This window comes from Pseudomonas sp. fls2-241-TYG-175 (genome assembly GCF_030209155.1).
GTDB classification, from domain to species: domain Bacteria; phylum Pseudomonadota; class Gammaproteobacteria; order Pseudomonadales; family Pseudomonadaceae; genus Aquipseudomonas; species Aquipseudomonas viridiflava.
The window spans coordinates 74,139-92,917 of the sequence record NZ_JARVSO010000003.1 but is presented as its reverse complement, the minus strand read 5'-3'; the positions used below and the strand labels follow the sequence as shown (position 1 = coordinate 92,917).

The following is an 18,779-nucleotide window of genomic DNA, read 5'->3' as shown; positions in this document are numbered from 1 at the left end:
GCCCTTCGGATGATTCGCGTTATTCCACGCGACTGAGGTTCATGTCCCTGAGTGCGACGGTCAGGGCGTTCATGTCGTCGTAACTCTTCAGGTGCACCGGCACCCAGCTCGGACGATCAACGGACAGCTTGCCCTGGGCATCCGTGTTCACGGGGGTGCGATAGATCTGACTGTCTCGTGAACGATGCACGATGATCTGCAAGCCATCAGCGTTCTGCTCGATCAGGAACATGCCAGGCTTGGCGAGTCGCTTTTCGATGGAGCGGGGGCGCGTGACAGGGCGGGATCTTGGGATCTCGATTTCAACCCGATAGTCGCCCTGGATGTGGACCTTTGCCTTTCCGAGATCCAGGGGCAACGCTTCGCCAGGGTCGCGCACGATGCCGCGTGACGCACCCGGCAGGACATCCCTGACCCGCAAACCGATGCCGCCTTCCAGCTCCGCCAGCCCAGGAACTGCGTCCATGAAGGTGTTGGAATGGCTATTGCCGACCAGCGCAATCCACTTGTGAAACCCCATCACATCCTGATGCCTGCGAACGGTGCGTGAAGCAAAGAAATTCATCATCTGTTGGCGGGTCGTAGACGTTTCGTTCGCCAGGCCTTTGAGGTGATAGCTGGCCAGGCAATCGATGGCACGAATCTCGATACCTTGCTGCTGCGCCTTGATCACCAGTTTCTCGAAGGTATAGATACCCTTGGGATCTGTCTGATGACCCTTGTCCAGCGCCTGAAGGTCATGCAGCAGGCGCTTGCTCATCTGGCCGGTGTCGAGGAAATCATCCAGATCGGCTTGATTCAGGTCGCTCAGCAGGTGCTCCAGATAGAGTGTCTTGACGTTCTGTTCGGCCAGCAGCGGCAGGTTATCTATGATCAGCTTTTTGCTTGCGACTGAGGCATGTGATTCGCCCACCACCACGCCGGAAGTATGCTGATAAAGCCGTTCAAGAAAGTCTGCCGGTGATATGTCGGGCGGTACTTGAGGCAGCAGCGGTCTGACAGGCAATTCTGTGGTGTGCACCGCTTCCGAATCCCGCAGCAATTGTTTGCGCAGCTTGAAAAAATCTTCCCTCGGGTCCATCAGTTCGGGATCGAACAGAAAGTAGCGCTCATCAAGACCCCGGTGTTCGAAGTTCGCCAGTGTGTGTAACGCGTCTCTGTGTTCGACAGGGGCGTCGTAAGTGGCGTCTGCCAGAGATTGTTGAATGGCTGTCATCGAACGGGGATTACCCTCTGGGTCGCCGCGCAGCCAGCCCTTTTCGGTATCCCAGCGGAAGACATAATCGCCTGCCCAGCGCTCCGCGGACTCAATGCTTTCCCGATCGACCATGCGGTTCATCAACACCGCATCCAGTTGGGTACCGGGTTGCAGTGGCGGGACGGACGCAGGCACCAGCGGGTTACAAAACTCGACCGTGAAATCGGCTGACGATTCGGCGGCTGGCGGGAAACTGTTCTTGCGTACACGAGTCGCACGGCCTGCGGGAACATCCTGAACGTGAACGCTGATTGCACCCTGCAGTTCGGTGATGCCCGGAATGCTGTCGTGGGTGGTGGCCAGTTTCTGGTCGAGCAAGGCTACCCAGCGTCGTGATGGCTGGCGGGCCACGTCTTCACTGATCAAGGTGTGACCAAAGAAGTTGCTCATTTTTTGAGCAGCGCTCAGGTCGTCCGCCGCTGCGGCAACCGGATTCTCGATCAGGGGGTAGCTGGCCGAAGAACTGAACGGGCGAACCTCTATGCCATGTTTGTGGGCTTCCTTGATCAGGTGATAGTAGTCGTACTCGGAGGCGTGATTGTTCAGCGCGCCATTGTTCAGGTACTTCAGGTGTCTTTTGATTTCGTGAGAGCCGGATCGACTTCTCGCACCCAGCTGACGATAAGTGGCCAGCTTTTCGAGATGCTTGTCGGTGAACAGATGCTGGATGTACAGAACCTCAACCTTTTGTTCCGCCAGCATTGGCATGTTGAGAATGAGCAGACGCTTGCTGGCAATCGATTGGGCCGCTTCGCTCATGACCAGGCCATTGCTGTGGTTGAAGATGTTTTCAACGAGCGTATCGACGTCTGCGCGAGGGGCAAGCGTCGGAATCGTGGGGCGCGCTGGCAGGACTGGTTTTGTGAAGAAGGTTTTGGCGTCGTGATAGAGCTTGTCTTGAAGCGCCGCCAGGGTCTGACGCATGCTGGCGAAATAGCTTTCGAAATACAGCTCCAGGCCCATATTGGTCGGGTCTGGAATGTTCCGGTGCATGATGGTGTAAATACCCGGCCTCATGGCCACCGGCATTTCGTAATCACTCGAACGGACGACAGCGTCGCCAGACTCAACCCCTTCTTCCTGTAGCGGCCGCCAGGTAGCCTGATCCTCGAGCCCGCCACCGCGTAACTGATGGCGGTCGATTTTTTGCCATTGGCCCCGGCTGTCCAGGCGCACGGGCTGTTTACCGAAGAACGCGAACGGGGTGTCAGGGTCGATGATCTGCCAACAGCGCAGCCCGGCGTCGAATTGCACGACGTAAGTCTTTCCGGACATGCCGATACAGTATTGGCCATCCACCAGGCAGACGCCTTTGGCATGGCCGTCCTTGATGCGCGGCACGTTGTGCAGTGGAAGGTCGATGGACAGGTCGGGTTTCGCGTCCAGGGGCGAGCTCAGCGGCAGCCACGTGTCGCCGCTCCTGCTGCCGATGAACTGGCCGGTGGGGCCGACCTGCGAAGACGAAGGATCGACCTGCTGGTAAAGCGGAGCGTGGCCGTTGGCGTTTTTCTTGCCGACCCACACGGTTTTTTCCTGCAGGTCGACCGGGAATAGATCTTCATAGCGCGGCAGTGACGACTGGCGTGACAGGGGGCGCAATGCCGAGGTCACCGAATCCATCGAGTTCGCAGCACTTACCGAGTGCACCGACCTCATCGGAGCGCCGCGCTCCAGTTGGTGCACGATACCGCCGAAACCCTTGAGGCCTGAATGCAGATCGCCCGCAGCGCCCAGGCTGTTGAGCAGCGCCGATATCACATGGGCGCCAGCTGTTTCATGGTCGCCATCGGTCAGCGCCTGCACCGCACGGACGCTGTCGTGCAGGGACAACAGGCTGCCCACTGCGAAACTTGCAGGCGGGAACGGCAGCGTGAGTGCCGTCGCGATGAGCTCGACGCTGACCCACGCCATCTTCGACAGCATGTCGTTGCGACCAGTTGTGGTCTGCTCCGTATCCAGCAATCGTCGCTCGACAGTCTGGTTGAAGCAGGTATCGGCAAAGTCGGTGATGAACGCCTTGGGCAGAAAAGGCGCCTTGTTCGCGCCGCCCTGTTGCATGTCACGCAGGAAGAACGACAGCAGCCGGCGTGCGTTGAAGCGGCAGCGGTCCTTGTAGTAATCGATCATGCCTGGCGTATCCAGCGAGGACATGAAGCTGCTGAACAGGCGGAACTCGATCCCGTCGGGCGCCTGAGGCGTGTAGAGCAGGGCGGTCTGGCGGGTCTGCGTCGAGAGCACCGCCACGCAGCCTTGCACGGTCTCGGTATGCGTCAGCAGCGAATCGGGAAACACCAGTTGGTCCACGACCTTGAGGTTGGAGGCAATGAACGGTTTGTCGACATGCAGTTGCAACGGGTAGAGCGGGTATTGCTCGCGTGTTGCCGCATCGCTTGAGTGCGCGCGATCCAGCGAGCTTTTCAGCCAGGCGTATTGAATGCCATCAATGTGGCCTTTCAGATAGCTGCGCAGCGCGGCGGCTTTCATTTGCAACTGGGTCGTCAGCGCGCTTGCCTTGCGGCGGTAGTCATAACCTTCATCCTGCGGGTTGAGCAGGGTGAGCCTGACCTCTGCGATGTAGCGGTCGGCCACCCAGTTTCCGCGCACCGAGCCAGCCACACTGGCCGGTGACAGGACGCTGAGGTCCACACCCTCGGGGCCTTTGAACGTCGCCATCGTGTCGGCAGTGGCAAGCAGCGGATTGACGCTGTCGTCATAACCATTGCGCAGCAGTTGGGTGTAGGTGACGGTTTCCCGTTCACTGGTGATCACGATAAGGTCGGGATCCACCGTGCCTTCTGGCACACCCAGCAACGTGTTGATCTGCTGGCTGGCTTGCTGGTGAACATACTGCTCGAACGGTTGAACGCGAGTATGGGGTTTCGCCTCGTAATTGCGCTGTGCGCCGGTGGCTGCATCCTCCAGCGCAACCAGCTCCTGACGCTTGTCGAGGCTGGCGTTCACGTACCACCGAGGCGTGTGCAAGTCCTGTTCAGACAGCGCGACTTCAATGTGGCCGTTCGCGAAAAACTCCAGACCTGCGTCGTAGTCCGGCAGCGCGATAAGCTGGACGAAATCCTCGTCGGGATGAGGTTTGAGTCTGAGGGCGGCCAGTTGCGTTTCGAGCTCCGGTCGTGCGGAGACGTCTGTCTGCTGGAGCAGGTAATCCCGGTGCTCGTCCGACGCGGTCCAGCTGACCAGTTCCTGGGCCAACTGAATTTCGTTGTCGAATGCCCGGAAAAACTGTTGATCAGGTGCGTCCTGAATGAACATGACCAGACGTTCCAGCTCGCCTTGCGCGTTTTGCTTGCGAAACACCAACAGTTTGCTCATGGCGTTTTTCGCGTTCAGCCTGATGTGGCAGGTGCTCAGTGCCGGGTCGGGTTTTGCGTGCGAGATGGCTTCGATGATGGCGAAATCTTCAGGGCGAATATGGCCCTGCATTTTGGCGGCGCAGGCGAGGGCATTGATCTGGGTGCGAGTCAGGGTGCGCATCAGGGACTGGTTGTGCGGGTGCTGATAAGCCGCTTTCTGATGCGTGCCGAAGCGTACCCGCAGGTCCAGCTCTTCAACAATGCGTGCAATGTAGGCGGCATCCAGGTGCTGGTAATCGGATGCCAGCGGCATGCCGTCATGGCTGAGCGCGGTTCGGTTCAGAAAAGCCGATGTCTGGAGGCGGTCGCCGGGGTGCAGGCCGTAAAGCGCCAGTTCCACCCACGAGCGCGTAACGGTATAGGTCTCGCCTGTCACTGGCAGCGTTCGCTGCGTACTGACCGAGATCAATGCCGGATCCAGTCCGTAGCCCAGATCGTCCGCCAGGCGTGCCTGCAAGTGCGCCCTGGCAAACTGTTTTGCGGACGCCGCCGTGCCCAGCGCGCTCAGGGTTGCTGCACGAGCCTGTTCGTAGTGCTCAAGGCGCTCGATATAGGCGCTCATGTCTCTGGGGCTTGCGAGCTTGATCCAGTCCGGCAGGCTGCGCTGGTAGCGCGATTCGCGTAGCGCCATTTCGCGCAGTTCGAGCATGGCCTGCGGGCCGAACAGGCCTTTCTGGTCAATCGCCTGCTGAATCAGCAAGCGGCGCGCTTCACGATCATCAATACCGGATCGCGTGCAGGCGTAGCGCACATCAACGCGCTGTTTTTCCTGCAGGCGTTTCAAGGCGTGGGCCACAGGCTCCGTGGTGATGGCGTGCAACTGCACATCGATGGCAAGGAACGGTTCGGCGTACAGGTCGGGGTCCGAGTCGATGAGTGCCGACCGAGCCTGATGGATCTGCTCGAAGTTCTGGATCAGAGCGTCTTTCAGGGCGGGCGAATTGAGCCATTGTGTGAGCGCTTCGCGCATCTGCTCCTGGGTCGCGAACGCCTTGATGCCCAGGCCCGGCAATACCAGCAAGGTCGGTCCCTGCGCCTGGGACAGCACCATGGCGCCGCTCACTTCAGCCTGAATCTCTTCATCAAGCTGTATATGCAGCGAGAAAGCGTCGGGCGCCCTGGTTTCTGTGGGGGACAAGGCTGAAACGGGTAGGCAGCCTGCATGCACTGCCGAGAGTTCACCCTCGTGCAGCTTGACGCAGAATTCATCGCGCAGCGCCTGCTGCATGGCGGACAGGAATTGGTCGTGACGACTATCGCCGGCCGCTACGGCAGCATGCCAGTAATCGTCGAGCTGCGAGAGCAGGCTGGCAATGGACGCCTCGTCTGCGGGTGCGTCCAGCAAGGCTTCATCAGGTGTTGGCAGCAGCTTGAGCGTTTCGCCCAGTCGAGAGCCCAGTTGATTGAGTCTTTTGAGGGCCGCCGTTGCTTCAATAAAGGTGTCGGCGGGTTTGGGTGACACGGGTGTCAGTGTTTGCATGGTTTTTCCGGTTCTGACGAGCGCAAGGTGCGCGGGTTGATTGAGGGCGGTAAGCCCGTGAGTCATGGCCTTCAATCAATCAGAATTCGGCGGGCCGGGAGCGTAGATAGTTATTGGATGTCAGCGGGTGGGTGAGATTCTTCGGATGCGTCCTGAAGGACGTGATGTCATCTGTTTGTTTAAACCCTCTCAGCCCCCGAGCCAAATCCTTGGTCATTACGCTATAATCCCGCCCTTTAGCTGCCCTCAGCCCGCTGTGCGGGGGCACACATTTTCTCGGGCGCGCTGCGCCTGTACGCAGACTAAAGAGGCTAGACCCTAGTGGCATTGACGATCCTTGGCCTGTCCGGCGCCCTTAGCCATGATCCTTCCGCGGCGCTCTACATCGACGGCAAGCTGATCGCAGCGGCCGAAGAAGAGCGCTTCGTTCGCGACAAGCACGCAAAGAACCGCATGCCCTACGAGTCGGCAAAGTTCTGTCTGGAACAGGCAGGCATCAAGCCTTCCGATGTCGACGTGGTCGCGATTCCGTTTGCGCCGATCAGCCTGTTCGGCAAGGCCCGCTGGCACTACGCCAAGCGTTACTGGTACGCACCGGACCGCGCGCTCGATGCGCTGCTGATGGGCAATCGCCGTTACAAGCGCTATCGCAACAAGATTGTCTGGTGCCTCGAGCAATTGGGCTTCGATCCGAAAAAGATCAAGATCGAGCCGGTCGAGCACCACCTGGCCCACGCTTCCAGCGCCTACCACTGCTCCGGTTTTACCGAGAAAACCGCGATCATGGGTATCGATGGCAAGGGTGAGTACGCCACGACCTTCTTCGGCTACGGCGAAAACGGCAAGATCCACAAGATCAAGGAATTCTTCGATCCGGATTCGCTGGGCGGCCTGTACGGCGCGATCACCGAGTTCCTCGGTTTCGAGATGCTGGACGGCGAGTTCAAGGTCATGGGCATGGCGCCGTACGGCGACGCCAGCAAGTACGACTTTTCGCGTCTGGCCACGTTCGAGAACGGCGAGCTGGTCATCAACACCGAACTGGCCAACGTCATCGGCCTGCGTCGCTACAAAGAGAACGGCAAGGGCTTCTACTTCTCGCCGAAACTGATCGAATGGCTCGGCCCCAAGCGCGTCGGCGATGTGGCGGACGAACCGTACATCCACTACGCCGCCAGCATGCAGGCGCTGTTCGAAAAGCTCGCGCTGCAGATGATGGACCACTACCTGGGTGACATCCTCAAGGAAACCGGCAAGATCGCGTTCGCCGGTGGCTGTGCGCTGAACGTCAAACTGAACCAGCGCATCATTGCCCGTCCCGAGGTCAAGGAACTGTTCGTTCAGCCTGCGTCCGGCGATGCCGGAACGGCGGTGGGCGCGGCGGCCTACGTGTCTCACGCGCGCGGCGTGCCGGTCGAGAAGATGGAACACGTCTACCTCGGCCCCGCTTACAGCAACGAAGATGTGATCGCCGCGTGTGCCCGTCATCCGAGCAAACCGGTATGGCGCCAGATTGAAAACACCCCTGAGCGGATCGCCGAGATCATGGTCAAGGGCAACCCGGTGGCCTGGTTCCAGGGCCGCATGGAGTTCGGTCCACGTGCGCTGGGCGGTCGTTCGATCATCGGTTGCCCGAGCGTGGCCGGCGTGGCCGACCGCATCAACCACCAGATCAAGTTCCGCGAGCGCTGGAGGCCTTTCTGCCCGTCGATGCTCGACACCGTCGCACCACAGATGATCAAGATCGATCACCCGGCGCCGTTCATGACCTTCACCTTCGAAGTGGCGGAAGAGTGGAAGACCCGCGTGCCGGAAGTCGTCCATGAAGACGGCACTTCCCGTGCCCAGGTGCTCAAGCGCGAATACAACCCGCGCTACTACGACATGATGAAGGCGCTGGAAAACCTGACCGGCAACGGCGTGTCGCTGAACACCTCGCTGAACCGCCGTGGCGAACCGATGATCTGCTCGCCGACCGATGCCTTGAACATGTTCTTCGGCTCCGACCTCGAGTACCTGATCATGGAAGACATTCTGGTGGTCAAAGAGGGCGTCGAGGCTTATGACACGCTCGGCTGAACGTCACGTACTGCAGTTCTGTCACGGCTATGACGGGCCGTTTCTGGACTGCGCGCGTCAGTACGCCAGCCTGTTCGCAGGCAAGGGCTATCGGGTGACCACGGTGTTTCTGACCGGTGCCGCCGACCCTGATGTGGTCGCCGACTGCGGTTCGGACGAGGTGCTGTTCATGGAATTCAGCTCGAAGGCCATTCGTGGCCTCAAGCTGGGTGCCATTCGCGAATTGCGCAGTATCGTGGCTTCACGTCATTTCAGCTTCTGCATCGCGCATCGATTCAAACCGGTCTATATCGCGCTTTTGGCGACACGTTTGCCGGTGATCGGCGTTCATCACGCGTTTGGCGATTATCAGCGCCGCAGCCGCAAGCTGTTCGCCAATCTGTTCCGCAAACGCCTGAGCCTGCTGGGCGTTTCGGATTCGGTGCGCGACGACATGCGCAAAAGCCTGCCTGCATGGCCGGCAGAGCGCATCGAGACCCTGTACAACCGCATCGATGTCGAGCAACTGCAAGGCAGCCAGTTTTCTGCCGAAGACGCGCGCGTCGAACTGGGGCTTTCACCTTCGGCCTGGATCGTCGGCAATGTCGGACGTCTGCATCCTGACAAGGATCAGGCGACCCTGTTGCGCGGCTTCGCGCTTGCTCTGCCGAGCCTGCCCGAGAACAGCCAGCTGGTGATTCTTGGCAAGGGGCGGCTGGAAGAGTCCCTCAAGGAGCTTGCCCGTGAACTGGGCATTGGCGCGAATGTGATGTTCATGGGCCAGGTCGCGGACGCACGTCGGTATTTCAAGGCGTTCGATGTCTTTGCCCTGAGTTCGGATCACGAACCGTTCGGCATGGTGCTGCTGGAAGCCATGGTGGCAGGCGTGCCGGTCGTTGCGACGTCCTGCGGCGGTGCGCGTGAAGTGGTCGAAGACGTCGGTCTGCTGTTCCCGCTGGGCGACGAGCAGCGTCTGGCTCAAGGCCTGATGCACATGGCCGGGCTGGATGCGGATCAGCGTCAGGATTGCGCCGAACGCATGCTTCTGCGTCTGCGCGAGCGCTTTTCCGACCACGCGGTACGCAACGTGTTCTGGCGCCTGCCGCAGGTCACCCGCCTGGTTGCGGAGTCCTGATGCTCAACCGATTTCAAGGCGTGCGTGAACGTGGCTGGACCGAAATCGATGCCGCTGCCTATACGCAGGCGTGGCACCGGTTTGGCGGTAGCGTGGCCACCCACCCTCAGGTCGTCGAACGTCTTTCCGTGTTCGCTGACATTCCCGTGCGCTATCTGGGCTGGGAGCAGGGCGGCGACATCAGGGCAGCGATTGCCACTTGGGGTCGCTCGCTGGCGCTGTCCAAGGACGAGCTCAAACGTCACGGCAAGAAAGGTCTTTTCGATCTGGGCAACGCCGAGCTGATTCTGCCGGTGGCGCAGGGCATCGAGGTGCCGGTACGTCATCGCGGGCGTTACATCTCGTCGTTGAACGAAGGCCGGGTCAGCACCTTCAAGCCGCAGGCCGAGTCACTGGCCATGGCACGTACACCTGAAGAGCTGTCCAAAAAGTTTCGCTACAACCAGCGTCGCGAGCTGCGTCTGCTGGAAGAGGCGGGCGGCACGGTCCGGCCTGTCAACGATTTCAGCAGCGCAGAGCTGGCGCGTATGTATTGCGAGCTGTTCCAGCGCCGCTGGGGCTTTGAAGCGACCGGTGCTGCGCACAAGGCTGAAGTGATCGAGCTGCTGCGCGACCTGCTGATCGGCTCGGTGGTGTTTCTCAACGATGCGCCGATTGCCATTCAACTGGTGTACCGCGTCGAAGCGCCCGAGTGGGTCAGCATCGAATACGTCAACGGCGGTGTCGACCCCGAAACCCGTGATTTCAGTCCAGGCAGCGTGCTCAGTTTCGTCAACACGCAGAGCGCCTGGGAAGATGCACGTGCGCTGGGCAAATCGTTGCGCTTCTCGTTCGGCCGCGCCGACCGCGAATACAAGGATCGCTGGTGCAACCCCGTGCCGGTGTTCCAGATTTGAGCCGCAAGCAGGAGTTGCTCAAACGCCATCGCCGTAACAAGCGGCTGGCGTTGCTGGGTGGCCTGTTACTGTTGATTGCCCTCGGCGTGGCGGTAGCGTGGTGGTTGATACCGGTGCTGGCGATCAGCGCATGGATCGCTCACGAGGCCTGGTTCGCCGATCACCTGTTCTATTCGCCTGCCGATGACTATCAGTACAACTTCGCCGCCGAAAACGAAGTCTCGGGTGTGCGTCTGGAGAATGGCCGACTCACGTTCGCCGAACCTCTGAGGCTGACTGGCGGCGAAACGCTGGTACTGGCCCTGAACATCAAAAGTAACTGGCTGGGACGTTTTCTGGACCCTGTCGTCGAGTTGCAAGGTTCAGGTCTCGTCGATCGGCAAGCCTTCGAGCGCGGTGTCGACGCCGTGCGCTATCTGAACCTGACCGGGCTCGGTGAACCGTTGGCGGCAGGCGCGTTAACCCTGCGCGGACGTTTTTGCCGACTGAGCGGACAGCCGCGTTTGTGGGTGTTTCGTCAACCTGATGCACGCCAGCAGCGGGTAATGGTGATCGCGCCGCACGCTGATGACGCCGAGTTGGCCGCTTTTGGTCTGTACAGCCAGGCCAGTGATGCGTGGATCGTGACCCTGACCGCCGGTGAAATCGAAGCCGATCACTATCGGCAGATGGGCCTGGACAAGGCCGAGGCGGCGCGCATGAAGGGGCGGCTGCGTGCCTGGGACAGCATTGCCGTGGCGCGCTGGGGCGGTGTCGCGGAGGCACAGTGTGTGCAACTGGGCTATTTCTGCCTGCAACTGCCTGCCATGCAGGCCGCACCGGATACGCCGGTCTGCTCTCGCGAAGCGGATCTGCTCGATACGCGTCTGTTTCGCCAGTTCAACACCTTGCCGCTGCCGGGCGACGATGGCCAGCCGACCTGGAATAACCTGCTGGCCGATCTGCGCGCGCTGATCCTCAAGGCCAGGCCGCAGGTCATCGTCATGCCGCACCCCGCCATCGACCCGCATCCTGACCACATCTGTGCGCAGGCCGCTGTGCGTGAGGCGCTGGCCGGGCTTGAATGGCAGCCGGAGGTCATCCTGGGGTATGCCAATCACTTGCATGACAACGACCGCTGGCCCATGGGCGATGCGTACACCGGCATCAGCCTGCCGCCGGTTTTCGATGCCGATTTGAAGCTTGAGCCCTACAGCCTTGAGCTGTCGGTGCCGACACAGCGCGACAAAGCCATGGCGCTGGGCATGATGCATGACCTGCAACCACCGATGCCGGGCAAACGTCGAGTGCGCCGCTGGCTGCAGCAGGTGCTCGCTGGGCGCCGCTGGCCTGCAGAAGGCGAGAACGAATTTTTCCGAAAGGCTGTGCGACGACACGAGTTGTTCTGGCGCAGCCGTGATTTCTGATTCAGCAGGCGCAGTACTGCAAGGAAAACAATGAAAGTCCTACTTCTGGTTCAGAAAGAGCAGCGTGCGATTCTGGATCGTCTTTACGACGGCATCGCGTCGAGCTGCGACTGCGACGTGCGCTGGCTGGATTCCAATGACCAGCGCAACCTGCGCAGCTATTTCCGGCGTGAAATCGATGTGAGCCGCTACGACCGGATCGTGTTCTTTCTGCGCTTCAAGCAGGAAGTGCGTCAGGTGGCCTTCATCCGTACGATTCCGAATCTGGTCATTCTTGAGCACGACGCCTACCAGAACTACATTGCCTGCAAGTACACCGGCAAGTTCAGCGCGCACTATCGCAAGCTGCCCTGGGTCCGGGTGCTGTGCTCGGGCTTCATGGTCAGCGAGCGGCTGCGTGAGGAAGGCTTCGACGCGGTGTTCGTGCCCAAGGGCTACGATCAGACGCTGTTGCAGGCGCAGAACCGCGAGCGTGACATCGAGTTGGCGTTCGTCGGCAGCACCAACAGCGTCGCCTACAGCGGCCGCAAGGCGCTGCTCGACGAGTTGGGGCAGCATGAGAATCTGCTGGTCACGCGGACCAAGTCGGGCGAGGAATACTGCGACACGCTGAACCGCATCCGCTTTTTCGTCAGTGCCGATGTCGGCATGGGCGAATACATGATCAAGAACTTCGAAGCCATGGCCTGCGGCTGCGTGCTGCTTGCCTTCGATCAGGGCGCTGAAGAGAATCGCGCGCTGGGCTTCGTGGATATGCACAACATCGTGCTGTACCGCGATATTCCCCAGCTTCGTGAAAAGCTGGCGCAACTGCGCGCGGCCCCGGCACTGGCCGATGAAATATCCCGTAACGGGCAGGCGCTCGTCGAGGAGCGCTATACGTTCCACGCTTTGGGCAAAGCCATTGTCGAACACATGCGTCCACCGCTGCGGCCGATGCCGGCTGCGAGCTGGGTCGACCGTCTGCGCTCGCGTTGGGCATGGTAATGCTTCTTGAACTTTCAATGATTGGGAACAGATGATGGTATTCAGCGAAAATAGCGACATCACGCTGGTGGTGACCAGTTGCGGGCGATTCGACCTGTTGAAACGCACCCTGGAAACCTTTGATCGTTTCAACACCGCCGCCATCCGCCATGTGCTGATCACTGAAGATTCAGGAGACGTTCAGGTCGAGGCCTGTATTCCTGAGCACTGGCGCGCACACACCCGCTTCCTCATCAACAATCCCAAGCTGGGACAGATGCGCTCGGTGGACGCCGCTTATGCGCTGATCGAGACGTCCTGGGTGTTTCATTGCGAAGATGACTGGGATTTCTACCGCCCGCACTTCATCGAAGAGTCGATGATCCTGCTGGAGAACGATCCGCAGGCGCTGCAGGTGTGGCTGCGCAGCTTCAATCATGATCTGCAGATTCACAGCCCTTACATCTATTTGAACGAGCGCGAAGTGGTTCAGGGCATTCCTTTCTACAAGCTGGGTTCGCACAAGCCCGAGTGGCAAGGTTTTTCGTTCAATCCGGGGTTGCGCCGTCTGGCCGATTACAAGCAGCACGCGCCGTATGCGGGCCATGGTGGAGAGAAGAAACTTTCACAGTTGTTCGCGTCGGAAAACCGATACGCTCTGATTCTGGAAAACGATGCTGTACTGCACACCGGCTTTGGTGAGCATGTGGTGCTGCCGCAGGAGCGCCTCGACAAAAAGCGTCGCAAACGTCGTGATCGCGTCAAATTGATTGTCGCGGTAGTCATTGGACTGGTAGCAGGTTGGTTGCTTAATAATGTCAGTTGACCGAGCTGGTATGCCTTCAAGCAAGGCACAAATCTATTTTGGTGCTGCGCTGATCGTCTTTCTGCTGAGTTTCATCCTGAACTCTTCAGCCAAGACGACCAATAATCTGTTCTACGCCCTGACCGCATTGCCGGGTCTGTTTTTCCTGATCAAATACCGTGGCGCCAGCGTGTTTGCGCAGCCGCTGGGGGTGGCCTGGGCAGTGTTCATGGCCTGGTTTCTGGTGCCTGCCTTCTACGGACAGGATTTCCAGTTCTATAAACATGTGGCGTACGTCAGCCTGTTCGTCTTTGTTGTGGCCGGTTTGACGGACAATCGATTCTTCCAGCAAGGCCAGTTCGTACGCAGCTTTTTCTGGGCCATTTGCGCTTACATTCTGGTGGCCAGCATTTACAGCTGGATGACCGGGCAGTTCGCGTTCGGCAAGCGTGTCGAGATATTGCCTGCGCGCATGGCTAACGTGATTTACGCCAGTGCCTGGCTGGTCTGCTGCCTGGCCCTGGCGTTGCCGGTCTGGCTGAAGGAGCAGCGCTGGATCGAAGCCGTTGCGGGTATTGTGCTGACCCTGGTCGTTGCTGCCTTCATCGTGCAGACCCGCACCGCGCTGGTGGGTGCGGCGTTCCTTATTGCGGCTTGTACGCTGTATTCGGTGTATCGCTTTCCGAAGCGCAGTCTCATCACTTTGCTGGTGCTGGCACTCATCTGCGCGGCCTTGTTCTGGGTGGTCAGGGATGAGGAGTGGATCAAACTGCTGATGGTGCGCGGCGACTCCTACCGCATCGAGCTGTTCGAAATCATGACCGGCGAATGGCGTAATTGCGGATGGATGCTGGGCTGCGGCGTTGATTTCTACACCACCAAGACGCTGACAGGCGGTATGGCGATTCAGCATCCGCACAACATCTACGTCTCGATGGGGTTGTACACCGGCGCGGTGTCGCTGGTGCTATTCCTGATCGTGATGGCCATGACGCTGTGGCACGCATTGCGCCTGCGCGACGCGTGGGGGCTTTACCTGGCGTGCGCACTGGTGATGCTCAATTTCGACGGCGCGAAGCTGGTCGGCAACCCGGATGAGCTTTGGGTGCTGGTGCTGCTGCCTGCGGCGATGGTGCTGGGAAGGGTAGTTCAGGAACATCGGCTAAGGCACTGAGTGCCGAGCGCTGAAATGGCCGCCTGCAAGCGGCCATTTTTTCAGTTCATGGCCTGGGTCAGTTCCGCTGCGGTGCAGACGCTCTGACCGCTCAGGTAGCCATTGAGGAAGGCCGGGTTGGCGTCGCCCAGCAGCCATTGCCGGTCTTCCAGATAGCGCAGCATGTGCTTGAAGTTGCGCAGCCGCAGATTTTTGCGCAGCGGGCGACGGTAGGTTTTCAGGTCGGCAATGTCGATGAGGCCCAGCGTGCCTTCCGGGGTAAGAATCACATTGCCCAGATGCGCTGAGCGAAAATAGATGCCTTTTTCATGCAGGTTGGCGATGAAGCGCCCCAGTTGCATGCGCAGGTCATCATCGCTGGCAGCCTTGCCCAGCAGTTGACGCAGGGTGTGACCGGCCAGCGGATCGTAATGCACCGCGTCGCGGGCGATGTCGGCGATTCTGTAGACAGTGCGAACATGCGGGCAGGGGATGGCGCGTTTGGCCAGGGTCAGGCAGTTGTCAGCGAAGCGTTTGGCATAGGGATACCAGGCGGCGGAACTGATCAGCCGCTTGCGTCGAAACAGTTTCAACATTGAACCGTCATTCAGACGTAGTACTTTATCGCCCGTGCCGTCGGCTTCAAGCACTTCGGCACCTTGAACCAGGGCAAGGTAGTGGGCGTGGTCGAGCGCTTGCATCGATACTCCGGATTCTGCGCCCCAAGGGCTGTACGGGCCGCCTATGTTACCGCAGCAGGCTGTTGCGAAAACGGCTTGTGATACAATTCCGCTTCTTTTTAACACGACGGATACTCATGACAACCTCCGAATCGTCCGCCACTTCCAGCGTGAAAATCTACTTCCGCCTGTTGTCCTATGTGCGTCCGTATGTGGGCATTTTCCTGCTCAGCATCCTCGGTTTCGTGATCTTTGCATCCACTCAGCCGATGCTGGCGGGCATCCTGAAATATTTCGTCGATGGGCTGAGCAATCCGGAAGCGGTGCTGTTCCCCAATGTTCCCTACCTCAGGGACCTGCAATTGCTGCAGGCCGTGCCGCTGCTGATCGTGCTGATCGCCGCCTGGCAGGGTCTGGGTTCGTTTCTCGGCAACTACTTCCTGGCCAAGGTATCGCTGGGGCTGGTGCATGACCTGCGCGTCGAACTGTTCAACAAGCTGCTGGTACTGCCCAATCGCTACTTCGACACCACCAATTCGGGCCATCTGATTTCACGCATCACCTTCAACGTCACCATGGTGACGGGTGCCGCCACGGATGCCATCAAGGTGGTGATCCGTGAAGGCCTGACCGTTGTGTTCCTGTTCATCTATCTGTTGTGGATGAACTGGCAGCTGACGCTGGTCATGCTCGCCATCCTGCCGGTGATCGCCATCATGGTCGGCACCGCCAGCAAGAAATTCCGCAAGCAGAGCAAGAAGATCCAGGTGGCGATGGGCGACGTGACCCACGTTGCGTCCGAAACCATTCAGGGTTATCGCGTGGTGCGCAGCTTCGGCGGCGAAACCTACGAGCAGGATCGTTTCGCGCGTGCCAGCAACAGCAATACCAAAAAGCAGTTGCGCATGACCAAGACCGGCGCGATCTATACGCCGATGCTGCAACTGGTCATCTATACCGCCATGGCGGTGCTGATGTTCCTGGTGCTGTTCCTGCGTGGCGATGCGACGGCGGGCGATCTGGTGGCATACATCACAGCCGCAGGCCTGCTGCCCAAGCCGATTCGTCAGCTGTCGGAAGTCAGTTCTACCATCCAGAAGGGTGTTGCCGGTGCCGAGAGCATCTTCGAACAACTGGATGTGCAGCAGGAAATCGACACCGGCACCCTCGAGCGCGAGCGTGTTTCGGGTCGCCTGGAAGTGAAGAACCTCAGCTTCTTCTATCCCGAGACCGAGCGTCAGGTCCTCAACGACATCAGTTTCTCGGCAGCGCCGGGGCAGATGATTGCGCTGGTAGGACGTTCGGGCAGCGGCAAGTCGACTCTGGCCAATCTGATTCCGCGGTTCTATACCCACGAACTGGGTCATATCCTGCTGGATGATGTCGAGATCAACGATTATCGCCTGCGCAACCTGCGTACCCACATCGCGCAGGTGAACCAGAACGTCACACTGTTCAACGACACCATCGCCAACAACATCGCCTACGGTGATCTGGCGGGTGCGCCGCGTGCCGACATCGAGGCGGCCGCCGCTGACGCCTACGCCAAGGAATTCATCGACCAGCTGCCGCAAGGTTTTGACACCCCGGTGGGCGAGAACGGCGTGCTGCTGTCCGGTGGCCAACGCCAACGTCTGGCGATTGCCCGTGCGCTGCTCAAAAACGCGCCGGTGCTGATCCTCGATGAAGCGACCTCTGCGCTGGATACCGAGTCGGAGCGTCACATTCAGGCCGCGCTGGATCAGGTCATGAAAGGACGCACCACGCTGGTGATCGCGCACCGTCTTTCCACCATCGAGAAAGCCGACCTGATTCTGGTCATGGATGCCGGTCAGATTGTCGAGCGCGGCACCCACGCCGAACTGCTGGCAAAGAACGGCTATTACGCCCGCCTGCATGCTATGGGCCTGGACGAGCCAGCGCCTGTCGGTGCGATCTGATCAAGCCTGGCTGCGCTGTGTTTCAAACACGGCGCAGCGGCTTTTCACCGCATCACTACACGCATCTTTTCTCCCGCTGGAATCGTCTTTTGTCAGCGTCAGGAATCCGGTTATGAACAGCCTGTCTGTTCAAACCCCCTGTGCTAAGATTCCGCCCCTGTCCATTTTTCTAGTACGGGTTGTTCGATGAAGTTATCCATGCCGCGCTTTGATCAGGCCCCTGTCCTGGTGGTTGGCGATGTCATGCTCGACAGATACTGGCATGGTGGTACCTCGCGTATTTCCCCCGAAGCGCCAGTGCCCGTCGTCAAGGTCGACCAGATCGAGGACCGTCCGGGCGGCGCCGCCAACGTGGCATTGAACATCGCTGCACTGGGCGCGCCAGCTTCGCTGGTGGGCGTCACCGGTGAAGACGAAGCGGCAGAAAGTCTGAGCAACAGCCTCAAGGCAGCCGGTGTTCTGGCTCGTTTCCAGCGCATCGCCGACCAGCCGACCATCGTCAAACTGCGGGTGATGAGCCGGCACCAGCAACTGCTGCGTATCGACTTCGAAGAACCCTTCGCCACCGATGCACAGGCCCTGAGCGCAGAAGTCGAAAACCTGCTGGATGGCGTCAAGGTGCTGGTGCTGTCGGATTACGGCAAAGGTGCGTTGAAAAACCATCAGACACTGATCCGGGCGGCCCGCGAGCGCGGCATTCCGGTGTTGGCCGATCCCAAGGGCAAGGACTTCGCGATCTACCGTGGCGCGAGCCTGATCACGCCGAATCTCAGCGAATTTGAAGCCATCGTCGGCCATTGCGTCGACGAAGCCGAGCTGGTTGCCAAGGGCGCGCAGCTGATGAGCGAGCTGGATCTGGGCGCGTTGCTGGTGACCCGTGGCGAGCACGGCATGACCTTGCTGCGCCCCGATCAACAGGCGCTGCACTTGCCAGCGCGTGCGCGTGAAGTCTTTGACGTCACCGGTGCCGGTGATACGGTCATTTCCACGCTGGCGGCGGCGATTGCGGCTGGTGAAGAACTGCCACATGCGGTTGCGCTGGCCAATCTGGCGGCAGGTATCGTGGTCGGCAAGCTGGGTACGGCGGCCATCAGCGCGCCTGAACTGCGTCGTGCGATTCAGCGCGAAGAGGGCTCGGAGCGTGGTGTTCTGGGGCTGGAGCAGTTGCTGCTCGCCGTCGATGACGCGCGGGCACACAAGGAAAAGATCGTTTTCACCAACGGCTGCTTCGACATCCTGCATGCCGGGCACGTGACCTACCTGGAGCAGGCGCGCGCGCAAGGTGATCGTCTGATCGTGGCGGTCAACGACGATGCCTCCGTGAGCCGTCTCAAAGGCCCTGGTCGTCCGATCAACAGCGTGGATCGCCGCATGGCCGTTCTGGCCGGTCTGGGCGCTGTGGACTGGGTGATCAGTTTCCCCGAAGGCACACCTGAAAACCTGCTGACCCACGTCAAGCCCGATGTGCTGGTCAAGGGCGGCGACTATGGGATCGATCAGGTGGTTGGTGCCGATATCGTGCAGGCCTACGGCGGCGAAGTGAAGGTGTTGGGGCTGGTTGAAAACAGCTCGACCACGGCCATCGTCGAGAAAATTCGCGGACAGTGAGTGGATCAGGTTTGCCCGGAGCG

At 59.8% G+C, this 18,779-nt stretch carries 11 protein-coding genes; 9 read left to right on the top strand and 2 right to left on the bottom strand.

Translation table 11 applies throughout. The annotated features are described in order from the left end of the window. Positions 1-19: 19 nt before the first annotated feature. Positions 20-6,109 carry a membrane-targeted effector domain-containing toxin gene (locus tag QRN20_RS02910; RefSeq protein WP_122755512.1) on the bottom strand — a complete coding sequence of 2,030 codons (6,090 nt, stop codon included), beginning with the start codon at positions 6,107-6,109 and terminating at the stop codon, positions 20-22. Between the two features lie 321 nt (positions 6,110-6,430). Here QRN20_RS02910 and QRN20_RS02905 point away from each other — a divergent pair, with 321 nt between their 5' ends. The 7 genes from QRN20_RS02905 to QRN20_RS02875 are packed head-to-tail and all read left to right on the top strand — an operon-like array spanning position 6,431 to position 14,549. Continuing rightward, entirely contained in the window at positions 6,431-8,188 is a 1,758-nt protein-coding gene (locus QRN20_RS02905; RefSeq protein ID WP_004883428.1) for a carbamoyltransferase family protein, read from the top strand. Beyond that, positions 8,172-9,302: a glycosyltransferase gene (locus tag QRN20_RS02900; RefSeq protein WP_004883432.1), complete on the top strand. Its 1,131-nt coding sequence runs from the start codon at positions 8,172-8,174 to the stop codon at positions 9,300-9,302. The genes QRN20_RS02905 and QRN20_RS02900 overlap by 17 nt, the downstream gene beginning before the upstream one ends. Further along, a complete protein-coding gene (locus QRN20_RS02895) occupies positions 9,302-10,198 on the top strand; it encodes an antimicrobial resistance protein Mig-14 (protein ID WP_029243035.1) in 897 nt (298 codons plus the stop codon). The genes QRN20_RS02900 and QRN20_RS02895 overlap by 1 nt, the downstream gene beginning before the upstream one ends. After that, entirely contained in the window at positions 10,195-11,604 is a 1,410-nt protein-coding gene (locus tag QRN20_RS02890) for a PIG-L deacetylase family protein (RefSeq protein WP_163022976.1), read from the top strand. Before QRN20_RS02895 ends, QRN20_RS02890 begins: the two co-directional genes overlap by 4 nt. A gap of 30 nt (positions 11,605-11,634) precedes the next feature. Further along, entirely contained in the window at positions 11,635-12,591 is a 957-nt protein-coding gene (locus tag QRN20_RS02885; RefSeq protein ID WP_004883439.1) for a glycosyltransferase family protein, read from the top strand. A gap of 31 nt (positions 12,592-12,622) precedes the next feature. Continuing rightward, a complete protein-coding gene (locus QRN20_RS02880; protein WP_058431390.1) occupies positions 12,623-13,396 on the top strand; it encodes a hypothetical protein in 774 nt (257 codons plus the stop codon). Next, positions 13,386-14,549, top strand: a complete 1,164-nt coding sequence (locus QRN20_RS02875; RefSeq protein ID WP_122518007.1) for an O-antigen ligase family protein — start codon at positions 13,386-13,388, stop codon at positions 14,547-14,549. The genes QRN20_RS02880 and QRN20_RS02875 overlap by 11 nt, the downstream gene beginning before the upstream one ends. Before the next feature lie 41 nt (positions 14,550-14,590). Here the strand turns inward: QRN20_RS02875 and QRN20_RS02870 are convergent, their stop codons facing one another. Further along, the gene (locus QRN20_RS02870; RefSeq protein WP_029243030.1) at positions 14,591-15,229 is read right to left on the bottom strand and encodes a BUD32 family EKC/KEOPS complex subunit; all 639 of its coding nucleotides are present in this window, start codon (positions 15,227-15,229) and stop codon (positions 14,591-14,593) included. A gap of 116 nt (positions 15,230-15,345) precedes the next feature. On the opposite strand from QRN20_RS02870, the gene msbA reads away from it, so the two are divergent. After that, complete coding sequence (gene msbA, locus QRN20_RS02865; RefSeq protein WP_029243029.1) at positions 15,346-17,148, top strand: lipid A export permease/ATP-binding protein MsbA; 1,803 nt, start codon at positions 15,346-15,348, stop codon at positions 17,146-17,148. A gap of 186 nt (positions 17,149-17,334) precedes the next feature. Then, positions 17,335-18,756, top strand: coding sequence for a bifunctional D-glycero-beta-D-manno-heptose-7-phosphate kinase/D-glycero-beta-D-manno-heptose 1-phosphate adenylyltransferase HldE (gene hldE / locus QRN20_RS02860; RefSeq protein WP_029243028.1), 1,422 nt, complete (start codon positions 17,335-17,337; stop codon positions 18,754-18,756). The last annotated feature ends 23 nt before the right edge of the window (positions 18,757-18,779 follow it).